This is a genomic window from Streptomyces tibetensis (genome assembly GCF_007655005.1).
GTDB lineage: Bacteria > Actinomycetota > Actinomycetes > Streptomycetales > Streptomycetaceae > Streptomyces > Streptomyces tibetensis.
In genome coordinates, this window is sequence record NZ_SZVW01000002.1 from 247945 (window position 1) to 262625 (window position 14681).

Here is a 14681-nt window from a genome sequence, read left to right on the forward strand (position 1 = left end):
CCGGCACCTCCCGAGGTCGCCCCCGACAGGCGATTGACCCCCGCTTCCTGACAGATCTACGGTAGAAGCCGCTTTCTGAAACTGTTTCCATCCCCCTGCTCCAGGAGAGTCATGCCCAGCCCTCAGCTGCCGCGGGCCGTGTTCGCGATGGACCCGGTTCACCTCCCGCTGCTCTTCCCTCCGCCGCTGATGGAGCGGCTGAGGCGCACGGCCGACATCGATCCCGGGCTGGTGGTACGGGACTTCGCCGATCCGGCCGGCGCCGCCGCCCTCGCCTCCGCCGAGGTGCTGATCACCGGCTGGGGCTGCCCGCACCTGGACGCCGGCGTCCTCACGGCGGCTCCGCGGCTCGGCGCCGTGCTGCACGCGGCCGGCTCGGTCCGCTCCCTGGTCGGCGAGGCCCTGTGGGAACGCGGGGTCACGGTGTCCAGCGCGGTGACGGGCAACGCCCTGCCGGTCGCGGAGTACACGCTCGCGATGATCCTGCTGCTGGGCAAGGACGCCTTCGACCACCGCGAGCGCTTCCGCCGGACCCACGCCTACCCGGGCCCCGCCGAGACCGCGGCGACCGGCAACCTCGGCCGTCGCGTCGGCGTCATCGGCGCCTCGCGCGTGGGCCGTCGGCTGCTGGAACTGCTGCGGCCGTTCGACCTCACCGTCCTGCTGCACGACCCGTACGTGAGCCCCGCCGAGGCCGCCGCCCTCGGTGCCGAGTCGCTGTCGTTGGAGGATCTGCTCCGGCGCAGCGACATCGTGAGCCTGCACGCCCCCGACATCCCGGCGACCCATCACATGCTCGACCGCGACCGGCTCGCCCTGGTGCGGGACGGTGGTGTGCTCGTCAACACCGCCCGCGGCGCCTTGGTCGACCACGAGGCGCTCACCGACGAGCTCGTGTCCGGCCGGCTGCGCGCCGTGCTGGACGTGACCGACCCGGAGCCGCTGCCCCCCGGATCGCCGCTGTACCACCTGCCCAACGTGTTCCTCACCCCGCACATCGCCGGATCCCTCGGCAACGAGCTGGAGCGGCTCGGACGCATCGTCGTCGAGGAACTGGAGCGCCTGGCGGCGGGCGTACCGCCGGTCCACGAGGTGCGGCACGCGGATCTGGTGCGGGTGGCGTGAGGCGGATCCGGCGCGGGTGCGGGTGGTGCGAGGCGGATCCCGCGCGGGTGCGTGGCAGCGCGGCGGCGGACCGCGGCGCCCGTTGTCCACAGGCCCCCGGAGCGCGGCGGCGGACCGCGGCGCCCATTGTCCACAGGCCCCCCGGGCCTGGAGGAATGATGGGATACGGTTTCCGCACCGATGGCCCCGGGGCAGTCGCAACCGGCTCCGCGGCCCAGCGGGCCAGGCGACAGCGGGCTCGGGGACGGCGGGCTGAAGCACGGCGGCCGGGACACCACGGCCCGGCGCACCGGGACCGGGGACGCCACGGCCCCGACCTGCGGCCGCAGCACAGCAGGCGCACCGCCCCGGTCCGCCACCGCCCGGACCGCGACGACCGGACCACGACGGGCCGGACCACTACCGTGAAGGAGCCGCAAGGGTGAGTCAGCGCAAGGCGACGAGCGACGCCGGCCGGGCGACCATCCGTGATGTCGCGGAGCGCGCGGGCGTCTCCGTGGCCAGCGTCTCGCGGGTGCTCTCCGGCAACTACCCGGTGTCGGAGGAGCTGCGCCGCCGGGTGATGAAGGTGGTCCGGGACCTGGATTACGTCACCAACGCCCATGCCCGTTCACTCGCCGGCGGCGGCACCCCGACGGTGGCGATCCTCATCAACAACATCACCGGCGCCGCCTTCGCCCACGTGGCGAAGGGCGTCGAGGGCGCCGCCACGCTGCGCGGCTGGCTCTCCCTGGTCGGCACCACCGGCGACGACCCCGAGCGGGAGCTCGCGCTGGTGAACCTCATGCGCCAGCAGGGCGTCGCCGCGGTGATCCTGCTCGGCGGCGCCTACGACTACGACGAGTACCAGCTGCGCATGGCCCGCTTCGCCCGTTCCCTGGACGCGGCCGGCTCGCATCTGGTCCTGGTGGGCCGGCCCCCGCTGGAGGGTGACGTCCCTGCGACGACCGTCGACTACGACAACGAGGGCGGCGCCTACGCGATGGCCAGCCACCTGCTCTCGGCGGGGCACCGCCGCGTCCTCGTCCTGCCGGGGCACGCCGAACTGACCACCGCCCAGGGCAGGTTGCGGGGCGCTCAGCGGGCCTTCGAGGCGTACGGGGTGCCGTTCGACCCGGGGCTGGTCCGGCACGGCCCGTACGACTACGACCACGGGTACGAGGCCGTCGAGGCGGCTCTGCACGAGACGCCGGACTTCACCGCGGTGCTCGCCGGTACGGACGTGGTCGCCGCGGGTGCCATGCAGGCCCTGCGCGCGGCCGGGCTGCGGGTACCGGAGGACGTCTCGGTCGTCGGCTACGACGACATCCCACTGGCCTCGCAGCTCACACCCCAACTGACCACCGTGCACGTGCCGTACGAGGAGATGGGCCGGGTCGCGCTGCGGGCGGTGGCCGACCGGCGTGAGGGCGGCGCGGGCCGCCGCAAGGGCGCCGACGGCGACCACCTGATCCTGGGCACCCATGTCGTGGTCCGCAACTCGGTCCAGCCGCCCGGGCGCCGCGGGTAGCGCCCGGGCCCCGGGGCAACCGGCGCGTCCTCCCGGGCGCCCGGGCTCCGGGGCAACTCCCGCGCGCCCTCGCGGGCGCCCGGGACTTGGAGCAACCGGCGCGGGTGCTCGCGGAGAGTGTTACGTAACCGGTTACTCGAATTCCAAGGCTCACCTCGAGTCTCCTCACGGTGCCCGCCGCACGGCGACGCACCCCCTGATCGCACGGCTTTGACCTGCGCATACATCCCATACGGCAGAGGCGCGACCCGTACGGCCGACCGGGGCCACCCCGGGCCGCCCGCCGTAAACAAAACTGCCGCGCACCTCTTGCTATGAGCGGACACATCCGCTTAACGTCCCAGCAACCGCTTACTACAGCTTCCGCTTGGTCGCCCCACCCCCCCCCCGCGAGCCGATGTGTTTCCGGCCGCCGTTCCCGTCGGCACCCCGAGCCGCCGCCGTCCTCTCGTTCCGAGAACGCCCTATTCCGAAGGATCACGGTCAGATGAACTTCACCAGCCCCCGGAGAAGGTTCGCCTCCGCCGCTGTCGCGGGTATCGCGCTGACAGGTCTGCTCTCCGCCTGCGGCGGTTCCGACTCGAGTGACGACGCGGCGTCGAAGTCCGGCCCGGTCACCCTCCCCTTCTGGGGCTGGGCCAACGGCCAGGAGGCGGTCGTCAAGGCGTTCAACGCCTCGCACAAGGACGTCCAGCTGAAGTACACGAAGGTCACCGACCAGCTGACCATGCAGAAGCAGCTGACCAACGCGGTGAAGGCCGGCAACGCCCCCTGTCTGGTGCAGAACACCGCCGAGTACGTGACCAGCTGGGTGTCGCAGGGCGCACTCGCCGACATCACGCAGTACGTCGAGGGCGAGAAGGACAAGTTCAACACCGGCGCCTGGGCGAGCGCGCAGGTGCAGGGCAAGTTCTACGGCGTTCCCACCAGCTCGGCGCCCCAGTTCACGATCTACCGCACGGACATCTTCAAGAAGTACGGGCTCAAGCCCCCGGCGACCTGGGACGACGTCATCGCCGCCGGCAAGGTCCTGAAGAAGCACAACATCAAGATCACCAACTACGCCGGTGAGGACCCCAGCACCCTCGAGGTACTCGCGATGCAGGCCGGGGCGCACTGGTACGCGATCGACGGCAACGCCTGGAAGGTGGACTTCCAGGACGAGGGCACCCTGAAGGCCGCCAAGGTGATCCAGGAGATAATCGACAACGACCTGAACGCCAAGCTGTCCTTCGCCGACTACGCGGCCGTGCAGCGCAGTTACGACAGCGGTGCCACCGCGACCCGGCAGATCTCCACCTGGCAGATGGCCGGCATGGTGCAGAACTTCACCAAGTCCTTCGGCGACTGGGCGCTCGCGCCCTGGCCGGCGTACCAGGGCGAGGCGGCGAAGACACCGGCCGGCACGAACCTGACCGGCAGCGTGACCCTGGTGACCAAGCAGTGCAAGGACCAGGAGCGGGCGGCCCAGGCGGCCCTGTGGATGTCGACGAACCAGGACGCGGTCAAGACGATGGCGAGCCCGGAGACCGGCAACGGCGTGATGCCGGCGCTGAAGGACGGCGGTTCCTACGTCGGTGAGTCGATCTCGCAGAAGCTGCTCGGCAAGAACTACGAGCCGGCGCAGAAGGTCGTGACGGACAGCCTGGGAACCGTCACCACCGACTGGACCTTCGGGCCCAACTGGACGGCGATGTTCACCGAGCTCCAGGCGGGCTGGGCCAAGGTCGTCAACAAGCAGGAGAAGGTCACCGACCTGCTCGCGCACATGCAGGAGTGGACGGTGAAGGACCTGAAGTCCCGCGGTATCAGCGTCAAGGGCTGAGGCACTCGATGATTCGCTCCATGCGCTGGAAAGGCGCCGCCTTCACGGTGCCTTTCCAGCTCGGCTTCCTGTTTCTGTATCTGATCCCGATCGGCTACGCGGTCTACGAGTCGCTGTTCACGGAGAAGCAGTCGGGGCTCGGCCTCGGCGGTGCGACGACGGAGTTCGTCGGGCTCGACAACTACACCCAGGGGCTGACGGACTCGGCGTTCGTGAACTCCATCCTGCGGGTGGTTCTCTTCGCCTGCGTCCAGATCCCGTTGATGCTGCTGATCAGCCTGTTGCTGGCGCTGTTCCTGGACGCGCTGACGTCCCGGGTGGCGAGCAGGTTCCGGATCGTGCTGCTGGTGCCGTACATGATCCCGGGCGTGGTCGCGGCGATCGTGTGGGTCAACCTCTACAGCCCGGACGTCGGCCCGCTCACCGCGATCGGCAGGTCCCTCGGCCTCGACTGGAACTTCTTCGCACCGTCGATGGTGTGGCCGTCCATCGGCAACCTGCTGACCTGGCACGGCATCGGCTACAACATGGTGATCATCTACTCGGCCCTGCAGGGCGTGCCCCGGGAGCTGTTCGAGGCGGCCCGGCTGGACGGCGCCTCCGAGCTGCGGATCGCACGCAGTATCAAGATCCCGTTCGTGCGCGGGGCGCTGGTCCTGACGGGTCTGCTGTCGATCATCCAGATGCTGCAGATCTTCAACGAGCCGGCGCTGTTCCGGAACATCACCCCGCAGACGGTCAGCGACAGCTTCACCCCGATCATGATCATCTACAACCAGGCGTTCAACGCGGGCAACTACAACTACGCGGCCGCCCTGTCGGTGCTCCTGGCCCTGATCCTGGGCATCGCCTCCTTCCTCTTCTACCGGCTCACCTCGAAGGAGGCCGACTGATGACGCTGACCGAGCGGAGATCCGAGCGGCCGCAAGTCCGCGGCGTGCGGCGGCTGTCCGAGCCCGACCCGGCCTCTCGCGGACGGGGCGGCCAGCGCTTCCTCCTCGTCGGGCTGGCCCTGGCCGGTGTCTACAGCCTGTTCCCGGTGTGGTGGCTGATGGTCGCCGCGACCAAGGACCGCACGGCGCTCTACCAGAGCAACGGCCTGTGGTTCTCGGGCTGGCACCTGTGGGACAACCTGCATCAGGTGTTCACCTACCAGGACGGGATCTTCCTGCGGTGGACGGCCAACTCGTTCCTGTACGCGGGCGTCGGCTCGCTCGGCGGCACGCTGATCGCGCTCGCAACCGGTTACGGACTGGCCCGCTTCGACTTCCCCGGGCGCAACGCGATCTTCGCGTGTGTCGTGGGCTCGTTCCTGATCCCGATCGCGCTGCTGACACTGCCGCTGTATCTGCTGTTTTCCGCGATCGGCATGGTGGACACGCCGTGGGCGATGCTGATCCCCTGCCTGATCAACCCGTTCAGCGTGTACCTGGCCAAGGTGTACACCGAGGCGACGATTCCCTACGAGCTGTTGGAGGCGGCCCGGATCGACGGCGCCGGGGAGCTGCGGATCTTCTTCAGCATCGTGCTGCGGATGATGACGACGGGCGGCGCGACGGTGTTCCTGTTGGCCTTCGTCAACACCTGGAACGCCTTCTTCCTGCCGCTGACAGTGCTGCGCGGCAAGGAGAACTGGACACTCAACCTCGGCCTCTACAACTGGTCCGGCACCCGCCTGGAGTCAGGCATCGACCTGACCGGCCTGGTGCTGACCGGCGCGCTGCTGTCCATCGTCCCGATGGCGGTCATGATGGTCGCCATGCGCCGCTACTGGCGGACCGGTGTGACGCTCGGCGCCCTCAAGTGACCCCCTTCGCCGTATCCCCAGACTCCTGGGGGCCGCAGGTGACCCTGACTCCCCGCGGCCTCCAGGGCGACCGACGCTCCGGGAGTTCTCGCGTGACCGTCCTGCACAACCCCGTCCTCCGCGGCTTCGCCCCCGATCCGTCGCTGGTGCGGGTCGGCGACTGGTACTACGTGGCGACCAGTTCCTTCGAGTGGTTCCCGACGATCCCGCTGCACCGTTCCCGGGACCTGGCCCACTGGGAGTACGCGGGCCATGTGCAGGGGGCTGTCCCCGGCGACTCGCTGGCCGGGGTGCCCGACTCGGGCGGCGTCTGGGCCCCGTCGCTGAGCTGGGACGGGGAACGGTTCTGGGTCACGTACACCGTCGTGCGCTCGGTCGGCACCCCCTACTTCGACCTCGACACGTACATCTCGACGGCCTCCCGCATCGACGGCGAGTGGAGCGCACCGCGCCGGGTCGCGAGCCACGGTTTCGACCCGGCGCTGTTCCACGAGGACGGCCGGCTGTGGCTGCTGAACCTGCAGAACGACCACCGGCCCGGGGGTGAGCGGTTCGCGGGGATCGTCGTGACGGAGCTGGACCGGGACACGCTGGAACCCGTCGGCGGCACGCGGCTGCTGCTCCAGCACGACCGGCTGATCGAGGGGCCGAAGCTGCTGCGGCGCGACGGCTGGTACTACCTGGTGCTCGCCGAGGGCGGCACGGGCTGGGAACACGGGGTGCGGGTGGCTCGTGGCAAGGAGCTGACGGGGCCGTACGAGCTGGACGAACTTCCGTTGCTGACCACCCGGGACGATCCGGGGGTGCCGTTGCAGAAGGCCGGGCACGGCGAGCTGGTCGAGACGGCGGACGGGCAGTGGCTGCTCAGCCATCTGACGGCCCGTCCGCTGCACACTCCGCAGGGCCGCCGCTGCACCCTCGGCCGGGAGACCGCGATCCAGGCGGTGACCTGGGACGCGGAGGGCTGGCCCCGGCTGCGGCAGGGCGGGTGGCGCCCGGCGGCCGAGGTCGACGTGCAGACGCGACCGCACCCGCTGCCACCGGCCGCATCACCGGAGGACCTGTCCTGGCCCTGGAGCACCCTGCGCGAGCGGCCGGACCCGTCCTGGGCCGACACGACGGCCCGCCGCGGGTGGATCCGACTGCGCGGCCGGCACGGGCCGGAGTCCCGGTGGGCGGCCTCCCTGCTGGCCCAGCGTGTCACCGAGCACCACGCGGAGGCCGAAGTCACCGTGGAGGCACGGCCGGTGACCTTCACGCAGGCGGCCGGGCTGGTGCTCTGGTACAACCCCGAGGCGTATCTCGCCCTGGACCTGACGTGGGCGGAGCCGGAGGGCGAACCGCAGCGCGGACAGCAGTGGAGCGGGACACCAGGCCGCGGTCGCACGGTGCTCAGTCTCGTCGAGCGTGACGAGGACGGCCTACGGCAGGTCACCGTCGTCGACGTGCCGGTGGACGGCCGGATCGACGGGCCGGTGGGCCGTCGGGTGGACGGACGGGTGGACCGTCGGGTGGACGGACGGGTGGACGGACGGGTGGACCGTCGGGTGGACGGACGGGTGGACCGGCAGCCGGTGACGCTGGGGGTGACGGTCGACGGGGCCGACGCCCGTTTCTGGTACGTCCGCGACGGGGTACGCACGGCGGTCGGGCCGGCGCTGGACTTCGGCCGGCTGTCCGACGACCACGGCTCCCGGCTGCGGTTCACCGGCGCGATGGCGGGGATCCACGCCCGGGACCTCGTGGACGCGGCGTTCACGGCGGACTTCACCGGGTTTCGGCTGACCTGCACACCCGGCTGAGGCGCTGTTCGGGGTTTCGAAAGTTTTGACCGGCGCGAAGCAGTGAATCCGACCGTCTTCCCGCCGTCCTGCGCCCCACCTACGATAGGAAGCGCTTTCTGCCCGGCCGGACCCCGTGACCGCCGTGTGCAGCGCTGGTCGAAACTTTCCACGGCCCTCGGGCGGGCCGGAGAGGTGGGTTCTTGATGGTCCGTACGGCGAGTGCGAGCGTGGCGGCCGGTCCGACGCTGGCGGTCGTGGCACGCGAGGCGGGGGTGTCGGTGCCGACCGCGTCGAAGGTGGTCAACGGCCGCGAGGACGTGGCACCCGAGACCCGTCGCCGCGTGACCGAGGCACTCGACCGGCTCGGGTACGTGCGCAGACCCCGCTTCGACGCCGCGAAGGCACCCCGGCTCGTCGACCTGGTCGTGCACTCACTGGAGAGTTCCTGGTCGGGCGCGGTGCTGCACGGCGTGGAGGAGGCAGCCCACGACGCGGGCCTGGAGGTCGTGGTGTCGACGGCGCTGATCCGCTCCCGGGTCGGCCGCCCGGAACGCGGCTGGCTGGACAAGCTGGTCGCCCGGGGCTCTTCGGGAGTGGTGTTCAACCTGGCCGAGCTGAGCGACCCGCAGTACGCCTGGCTGGAGCAGCACCGCATCCCGTTCGTGATGATCGACCCCGTGCAGGAGCCGCCGGAGGGCGTGGTCTCGGTGGGGGCGGCGAACTGGCAGGGCGGCCTGACCGCCACGGAGCACCTGCTGTCCCTGGGCCACGAGCGGGTCGCCGTCATCGCCGGCCCCCGGCGCACCATGTGCAGCAGTGCCCGGGTCGCCGGATACCGTTCGGCGCTCACGTCGGCAGGAATCCGGCACCGCGCCGAGTACGTCCGGCACGCCGCTTTCGACGAGAGCGTCGCCCACCGTCGCATGCTGGAACTCCTCGACCTGCCCGAGCCGCCGACCGCCGTCTTCGTGTGCTCGGACCGGATGGCTCTGGGCGCCTACGAGGCCTTGGCCGAAAGGGGGTTGAGGGTCCCGGACGACATCAGCGTGGTCGGCTTCGACGACCTGCCCGAGGCGCGCTGGGCCTCCCCCGCCCTGACCACCGTGCGCCAGCCGCTGTCCGAGATGGCCGCCACGGCCCTGCGGTCGCTGCTGCGCATGATGGACGGCCATCGTCCGGAGAGCACGCGCACGGAGTTGTCGACGCGGCTGGTGGAACGGGCGAGCACGGCGGCGCCGCGCGCATAGGTGCGCCGCGCGCATAGGTGCGCCGCGCGCATAGGTGCGACGTGGGCCGCCGGGAGTGCGTCGTGCGCGTAGGTGCGAGGTGAGCCGCCGGGAGTGCGTCGTGCGCGTAGGTGCGAGGTGAGCCGCCGGGAGTGCGTCGTGGGCCTGCGCGACAGGCAGGCGTCGGCCCGGCCGGGCGGGAATGCGCTTGTGTGCGACCGGAGTTGGCGGAAGTGCCAGGTCCGTCGTCGGTGTGGCGGCGGACGTTCTCAGCGAAGGGGCCACCTCCCATGACGCGCGACCCGCGCACCATCACCAACCCCGCCACGCTCCACGACCCCACACCCTTCGGCTACAGCCACGCCGTGTCGGCGTCCGGTGAAACCGTCTTCATCGGCGGCCAGTACGCCTCGGACGCCACCGGCGCCCCGGTGCCGGGCGACTTCGCCGCGCAGGTGGAGCTGGCCTTCGACCGGCTGCGCTCGGCCTTGGAGAAGGTCGGTCTCGGCTACGAGCACGTCGTACGGCTCGGCACGTTCATCGTGGACCACGACCTGGGCAAGCTGGAGACCCTGGGCAAGGCCCTGCACGCCCGCTTCGGGGAGCGGCTCCCTGCGCAGACGCTGAGCGGGGTCGCCTCGCTGGCGCTGCCCGGGATGCTGTTCGAGGTCGACGCGGTCGCGGTACGGCCCGCCGGGTCCGACCAGGCGGCCTGACGGACACGTCCCCGCCATGACGGAAGCGTCGCCGCCCTGACCGATACGTTCCCGTCCTGAGGGAGGCGTCCCTCGCGGGGCACGCCGAGAGGTGTCCCGGCGGGGGCGCAGACCACCGGCCCGTGGTCGTGCGTGGGCCCGCCGCACACCCCTCGTGCGCGTCGCGCGCCCGCCGCCCGGGGGAACTGGCCGGGACAGCCCGGCGTCGAACGATGCGGTGGGCAGGGGCCGGTGTCCGGGGGCGGGGCGGCGGCGAGCAGTGGGGGGACGACCATGACACGCTGGCGGCCGCTTCCGGACGCACTGCCGAGGGAGGCGCGCCACCTGGTCGAGCAGCTGCGGGCCCTGAAGGACCGCACGGGTCTGAGCCTCGCGGAGCTGGCCCGCCGGACCGCTTACAGCAAGTCGTCGTGGCAGCGGTACCTCAGCGGGGCCAAGCAACCGCCGCGGGGAGCGGTGCAGGCGCTGTGCCGGGTGGCGGGGGCGGAGCAGGCGCGGGTGCTGGCGCTGTGGGATCTGGCCGACCGGACGTGGCCGCACGGGGTGGCGGTGGCGGCGGGGGCTGCGGAGCCGGCGGCCGACGCGCCGCCGGCCGGTGCCGAGTACCGGCGCTGGCGGGCGGCGGCCCTGGTGTCGTTCGCGGTCATCGTCGTCCTGCTGGCCGGGCTGTTGTGGGTGCTGCCGGTGGGGAGCGGGTGAGCGTCGCGGCCCTCCGCTCCCCGGCGACGGTGTCGCTCAGCCGAGCGTGCGGTAGTAGGCGTACTTCCACGGGCCGACGTTCTTCAGCTTCACCTGGTACTTGCCACCCACGCGCTTGAAGTTGACGTTCCGCACGAGGCCCTTGTACTGGACGATGTTGCCCGGCAGGCTCTGCAGCCGGGTCTGGGCGAAGTCCCAGCTCTCGCTGTCGACGGTGCCGTCGGTCTCGGGGAGGTTGTGCCGGCTCTGCCACCACTGCGTGGCCGACTCGGTCTCCGGTCCGAACGAGCCGTCGATCCGGCTCTTCCGGAAGGGCTGCCACTCGCCCTCGTCGTCCTCCCACTCGGCGCCGTCGGCCCACAGCACGGTCTCCCACAGGGCGATGGCATTGCCCCTGGCGTAGGCGTCGACGCCGAGGTTCTCCTCGTCCTCCCAGTCGTTGGTGACGGCACCCTTGCCGTCGATGCCGAAGTAGGCGGGCGCGGCGTTCGCCGCCGGTGCCAGGGCGATGCCGGTCCCCCCGGCCCCCAGCATCACGGCCGTCGCCACCATCGCCACGGCCCGATTGCGCATGCTCATGCGGTTGTCCTTTCCGAACCGCCGTCCCCCGACGGGTTTCCCCTGGGGCGGCTCGTCTCGTCTGGCACGGCACAGCGTCACGGTTCCGCGGCGCCCACGGCGAGCCCTGGCGGCGTCCCCGGGCCGCCCAGGGACGGTCCACCCGCGAGGCTGCGGGCTTCCCGCGCCGGGGTCGGGTCGCCGGGGGCCCGCCCGGGTCGGCGGACCGACGGCGGTGGGCGCGGCAGGGGTGTGCGCGTGGCTCAGGGCAGGGGAAGCCGGGCCGCCCAGGCTGTTGCGGCGACCGAAAATTTCGGATCCGGGCTCCGGGGCGGGGGCCCCGGATCGAGGTGTCCGTTTTCTTCAAGACCGGGTCTCCTGTGCCTGCCTACGGTGGCTCCATGACTGCACGATTCGATGCCATCGGCCTGGTCGTCTCCGACATGGCCGCCTCCGTCGCGTTCTACCGCCGGCTCGGGTTCGCCTTCCCGGACGGCGCCGGGGACCGGCCGCACGCCGAGGCCGGACTGCCCGGCGGGCTGCGGCTGATGCTGGACACCGAGGAGACGGTCCGCTCCTTCCTGCCCGGATGGCGGCCGCCCGCGGGCGGGGGCCGGGCCTCGCTCGCCCTGCGCTGCGACGGGCCGGCGGAGGTGGACGCGCTGTACGACGAGCTGGTCGGCTCCGGGTACCACGGCGAGCTCAAGCCGTGGGACGCGTTCTGGGGGCAGCGGTACGCCGTCGTGCACGACCCGGACGGCAACGGGGTGGACCTGTTCGCCCCGCTAGCCGCCGAGTAGCTCACCCAACGGCACGCCCGACAACTCCCGCACGTCCCGGGCCAGATGGGCCTGGTCGGCATAACCGGCCCGGGTGGCCGTCGCCGCGAACGGCACACCGGCCCGGGCCAGTGCGAGGGCGCGGTGCAGCCGCAGGATGCGGGCCAGGGTCTTGGGGCCGTAGCCGAAGGCGGACAGCGAGCGCCGGTGCAACTGGCGTGGCCCGAGCCCGAGTGCGTCGGCGGTCTCGGCGACGGGGCGGCCCGCGTCGAGGGCGGTGACGACCTGCCGGAGCAGCGGGTCAGGGGGTTCGGAACCGGCCGCCTGCCGCAGCGCCAGCTCCTCCAGGCCGCTCGCCGGGTCGGCGGCGGCGTTCACACCGTCGGTCAGACGCCGCACCCGCGCGGCCGGCCACAGGTCGGCGAGGTCGACGCGCCGGTCGCGCAGCTCGTGCGCCGGCACGCCGAGGAGACCCGGTGCCGTGCCCGGGTAGAAGCGGACTCCGGCCCAGGGGCCGGTCCCACCGTCCGGGAGGTGGGCGCGGGTGTCGGGCCCGGCGACCATCAGCCGCCCGTCGTGCCACAGCAGATCCATGCACCCGTCGGGCAGCACCCGTCCCGCCCCCGGCCGGGACGGGCTGTTGGTCCACACGACGGCCCCGGGCAGCCGCGACGCCCGCTCCACGTACATGGAAGCCACGCTACGCCGCGACCCGGCGGCGGACCCGGCCCCGCTGCCGCTACGCCGCCCTCCCCCGGTACTCCACCGGGCTCACTCCGTACACCCGCTTGAACGCCGTCGACAGGGCGAACGCGCTGCCGTATCCCACCTTGCGGGCCACCGCGTCCAGAGTGTCGGCGGAGTCGCGCAGGCGGTCGGCGGCGAGGGCGAGGCGCCAGCCGGTGAGGTAGGTCATCGGCGGTTCGCCCACCAGGGCGGTGAAGCGGCGGGCCAGCGCGGCGCGGGACACCCCGGCCTTCGCGGCGAGCGCGGCGACGGTCCAGGGGTGGGCCGGGTCGTCCTGGAGGAGGCGCAGGACACCGCCGACGACCGGGTCGGCCATGGCCCGGTACCACGCCGGTGCCTCCGCCTCGGGGCGTGCGAACCAGGCCCGTAGCGCGGCGATGACCAGCAGGTCCAGCAGCCGGTCCAGGACGACCTCCTGCCCCGGCTCGTCCCGGACGATTTCCTCGGTGAGGTACGGCGTCAGGGGGCAGTCCCACACGTCGGAGGTGAGGGTGAGCAGCGCGGGCAGGGCGTCCAGCAGCCGCCCGCCGACCTCGCCCCGCATCGGGTACGTGCCGATCAGCATCACGGTGTCCCCGTCGAGCCGGTCGCCCCAGGTGCGGACGCCCAGGTCCATGGAGCCGTTGAGGGGCCGTCCGTCGGGGTAGCGGCACTCCTGGTGCGGAAGGATCACCGCCTGCGGTGCCGTGCCGGGGGCGTCGGCGCAGGTGTAGGGATCCGGGCCGCGGGCGATGGCGAGGTCCCCGGCCCGCAGCCGCGTGCTCTCGCCCCCGTCGGGCACGACCCAGGCCTCGCCGCGGACGACGAGCATCACCGTGAGCGGGGCCCGGTCCTCCACACGCACCGCCCAGGGCGGGTCGAAGCAGGCCCTGATCATGAACGCGCCCCGCGCGCGGGGGCCTTCCAGCAGACCTGCGAGGGCGTCCATGCGGCCAGCGTAGACGCGGTCGTATGGGAATGAGCCGTTCAGCGATGGTTCCGTGCGGCGCACGGCAGTTGACTCGACGGCATGACGAACACGGCGCAGGACGCGGCAGAAAACACGACAGAAAGCACCACAGAAAACGTTGCTCGGGGCACGCGGAGCATGACGGTGGTGGTGACGGGCGCATCGGGGCGTACCGGAAGCCGGGTGGCGCGGGCCGCGGAGGCGGCCGGGCTCACCGTACGGGCGGCGTCGCGGGCGACGGGCTTCGACTGGTGGGACGGCTCGACCTGGGCGGAGACCCTGCGCGGCGCGGACGCGGCCTACCTCGCCCTGCCCTCGGACGTCGGCGCTCCGGGCGCCGCGGAGGCGGTCGGCGCGCTCGGGCGCGAGGCGGCCGGGCTCGGGGTGCGGCGCCTGGTGCTGCTGTCCGCGCGCGGCGAGGACCAGGCCCTGCCGACCGAGGAGGCGCTGCACGCCTCGGGGGCGGACTGGACGGTCGTACGGGCCGCGTGGTTCGCGCAGAACTTCAGTGAGGGGCCGCTGGTGGCGGAGCTGCGGGAGCGCGGGGAGCTGGTGTTCCCGGCCGGCGAGGTGGCCGAGCCGTTCCTCGACGTGCGGGACATCGCCGACGTGGTGGTGACCGCGCTGACGTCCGGCGACCGGTACGCGGGGCGAACCCTCACGCTCTCGGGGACGCGGCTGCTGACCTTCGGGGAGGCCGTCGCGGAGATCGCCGGGGCGACGGGGCGGCCGCTGACGTACCGGGCCGTCTCGACGCGGGACTACCAAGAGGCACTGGCCGGTTTCGGTGTGCCGCCTGAGGAGGTGGCGGGCATGACGGCGATCTTCGACACCCTCCTCGACGGCCGCAACGCGCACGTCTCGGACGGGGTGCGTCAGGTGCTGGGCCGTGCGCCCCGGGACTTCGGCGACTTCGTGCGCGAGGAGGCCGCGGCGGGGACCTGGAAGCCCTGAGG

14 protein-coding genes are annotated in these 14681 nt (G+C 72.2%); 11 read left to right on the forward strand and 3 right to left on the reverse strand.

The window, feature by feature from the left end:
- The first annotated feature begins 111 nt into the window (after positions 1–111).
- The 9 genes from FDO69_RS03580 to FDO69_RS03620 all read left to right on the forward strand — a co-directional run bounded on the left by FDO69_RS03580 (position 112) and on the right by FDO69_RS03620 (position 10692).
- Positions 112–1125 (forward strand): hydroxyacid dehydrogenase, encoded by a 1014-nt coding sequence (locus tag FDO69_RS03580; protein WP_170320832.1) that lies wholly within the window; start codon positions 112–114, stop codon positions 1123–1125.
- A gap of 421 nt (positions 1126–1546) precedes the next feature.
- On the forward strand, positions 1547–2635 hold the full coding sequence (locus FDO69_RS03585; RefSeq protein ID WP_104778120.1) for a LacI family DNA-binding transcriptional regulator: 1089 nt from the start codon (positions 1547–1549) through the stop codon (positions 2633–2635).
- 487 nt (positions 2636–3122) lie between these two features.
- Positions 3123–4460: an ABC transporter substrate-binding protein gene (locus FDO69_RS03590; RefSeq protein WP_104778121.1), complete on the forward strand. Its 1338-nt coding sequence runs from the start codon at positions 3123–3125 to the stop codon at positions 4458–4460.
- Positions 4461–4468: 8 nt separating this feature from the next.
- Positions 4469–5353, forward strand: coding sequence for a carbohydrate ABC transporter permease (locus FDO69_RS03595; RefSeq protein ID WP_104778122.1), 885 nt, complete (start codon positions 4469–4471; stop codon positions 5351–5353).
- On the forward strand, positions 5353–6267 hold the full coding sequence (locus tag FDO69_RS03600; protein ID WP_104778123.1) for a carbohydrate ABC transporter permease: 915 nt from the start codon (positions 5353–5355) through the stop codon (positions 6265–6267). The genes FDO69_RS03595 and FDO69_RS03600 overlap by 1 nt, the downstream gene beginning before the upstream one ends.
- A gap of 92 nt (positions 6268–6359) precedes the next feature.
- The gene (locus FDO69_RS03605) at positions 6360–8069 is read left to right on the forward strand and encodes a glycoside hydrolase family 43 protein (protein ID WP_104778124.1); all 1710 of its coding nucleotides are present in this window, start codon (positions 6360–6362) and stop codon (positions 8067–8069) included.
- 185 nt (positions 8070–8254) lie between these two features.
- Entirely contained in the window at positions 8255–9298 is a 1044-nt protein-coding gene (locus tag FDO69_RS03610; RefSeq protein ID WP_104778125.1) for a LacI family DNA-binding transcriptional regulator, read from the forward strand.
- Positions 9299–9567: 269 nt separating this feature from the next.
- Positions 9568–9993, forward strand: a complete 426-nt coding sequence (locus FDO69_RS03615; RefSeq protein WP_104778126.1) for a RidA family protein — start codon at positions 9568–9570, stop codon at positions 9991–9993.
- A gap of 273 nt (positions 9994–10266) precedes the next feature.
- Positions 10267–10692 carry a helix-turn-helix domain-containing protein gene (locus tag FDO69_RS03620; RefSeq protein ID WP_104778127.1) on the forward strand — a complete coding sequence of 142 codons (426 nt, stop codon included), beginning with the start codon at positions 10267–10269 and terminating at the stop codon, positions 10690–10692.
- 36 nt (positions 10693–10728) lie between these two features.
- Here the strand turns inward: FDO69_RS03620 and FDO69_RS03625 are convergent, their stop codons facing one another.
- A complete protein-coding gene (locus FDO69_RS03625; protein ID WP_104778128.1) occupies positions 10729–11271 on the reverse strand; it encodes a peptidoglycan-binding domain-containing protein in 543 nt (180 codons plus the stop codon).
- 380 nt (positions 11272–11651) lie between these two features.
- Between FDO69_RS03625 and FDO69_RS03630 the strand changes: the two genes are divergently transcribed.
- A complete protein-coding gene (locus FDO69_RS03630) occupies positions 11652–12050 on the forward strand; it encodes a VOC family protein (RefSeq protein WP_104778129.1) in 399 nt (132 codons plus the stop codon).
- Here FDO69_RS03630 and FDO69_RS03635 read toward each other — a convergent pair.
- Together FDO69_RS03635 and FDO69_RS03640 are read right to left on the reverse strand one after the other, a co-directional pair.
- Complete coding sequence (locus tag FDO69_RS03635) at positions 12036–12719, reverse strand: helix-turn-helix transcriptional regulator (protein ID WP_104778130.1); 684 nt, start codon at positions 12717–12719, stop codon at positions 12036–12038. The two genes, FDO69_RS03630 and FDO69_RS03635, sit on opposite strands and share 15 nt — an antisense overlap.
- A gap of 49 nt (positions 12720–12768) precedes the next feature.
- Positions 12769–13704, reverse strand: a complete 936-nt coding sequence (locus tag FDO69_RS03640; protein WP_104778131.1) for an AraC family transcriptional regulator — start codon at positions 13702–13704, stop codon at positions 12769–12771.
- 159 nt (positions 13705–13863) lie between these two features.
- On the opposite strand from FDO69_RS03640, the gene FDO69_RS03645 reads away from it, so the two are divergent.
- Positions 13864–14679: a Rossmann-fold NAD(P)-binding domain-containing protein gene (locus FDO69_RS03645; RefSeq protein WP_104778132.1), complete on the forward strand. Its 816-nt coding sequence runs from the start codon at positions 13864–13866 to the stop codon at positions 14677–14679.
- The last annotated feature ends 2 nt before the right edge of the window (positions 14680–14681 follow it).

Excerpts from the sequence above, each read along its gene's own strand:
- FDO69_RS03600 (WP_104778123.1), top strand. The coding sequence starts at position 5,353 with ATGACGCTGACCGAGCGGAGATCCGAGCGGCCGCAAGTCCGCGGCGTG.
- FDO69_RS03595 (WP_104778122.1), top strand. The coding sequence starts at position 4,469 with ATGATTCGCTCCATGCGCTGGAAAGGCGCCGCCTTCACGGTGCCTTTC.
- FDO69_RS03645 (WP_104778132.1), top strand. The coding sequence starts at position 13,864 with ATGACGGTGGTGGTGACGGGCGCATCGGGGCGTACCGGAAGCCGGGTG.
- FDO69_RS03580 (WP_170320832.1), top strand. The coding sequence starts at position 112 with ATGCCCAGCCCTCAGCTGCCGCGGGCCGTGTTCGCGATGGACCCGGTT.
- FDO69_RS03630 (WP_104778129.1), top strand. The coding sequence starts at position 11,652 with ATGACTGCACGATTCGATGCCATCGGCCTGGTCGTCTCCGACATGGCC.
- FDO69_RS03615 (WP_104778126.1), top strand. The coding sequence starts at position 9,568 with ATGACGCGCGACCCGCGCACCATCACCAACCCCGCCACGCTCCACGAC.
- FDO69_RS03640 (WP_104778131.1), bottom strand. The coding sequence starts at position 13,704 with ATGGACGCCCTCGCAGGTCTGCTGGAAGGCCCCCGCGCGCGGGGCGCG.
- FDO69_RS03610 (WP_104778125.1), top strand. The coding sequence starts at position 8,255 with ATGGTCCGTACGGCGAGTGCGAGCGTGGCGGCCGGTCCGACGCTGGCG.
- FDO69_RS03590 (WP_104778121.1), top strand. The coding sequence starts at position 3,123 with ATGAACTTCACCAGCCCCCGGAGAAGGTTCGCCTCCGCCGCTGTCGCG.
- FDO69_RS03625 (WP_104778128.1), bottom strand. The coding sequence starts at position 11,271 with ATGAGCATGCGCAATCGGGCCGTGGCGATGGTGGCGACGGCCGTGATG.
- FDO69_RS03635 (WP_104778130.1), bottom strand. The coding sequence starts at position 12,719 with ATGTACGTGGAGCGGGCGTCGCGGCTGCCCGGGGCCGTCGTGTGGACC.
- FDO69_RS03620 (WP_104778127.1), top strand. The coding sequence starts at position 10,267 with ATGACACGCTGGCGGCCGCTTCCGGACGCACTGCCGAGGGAGGCGCGC.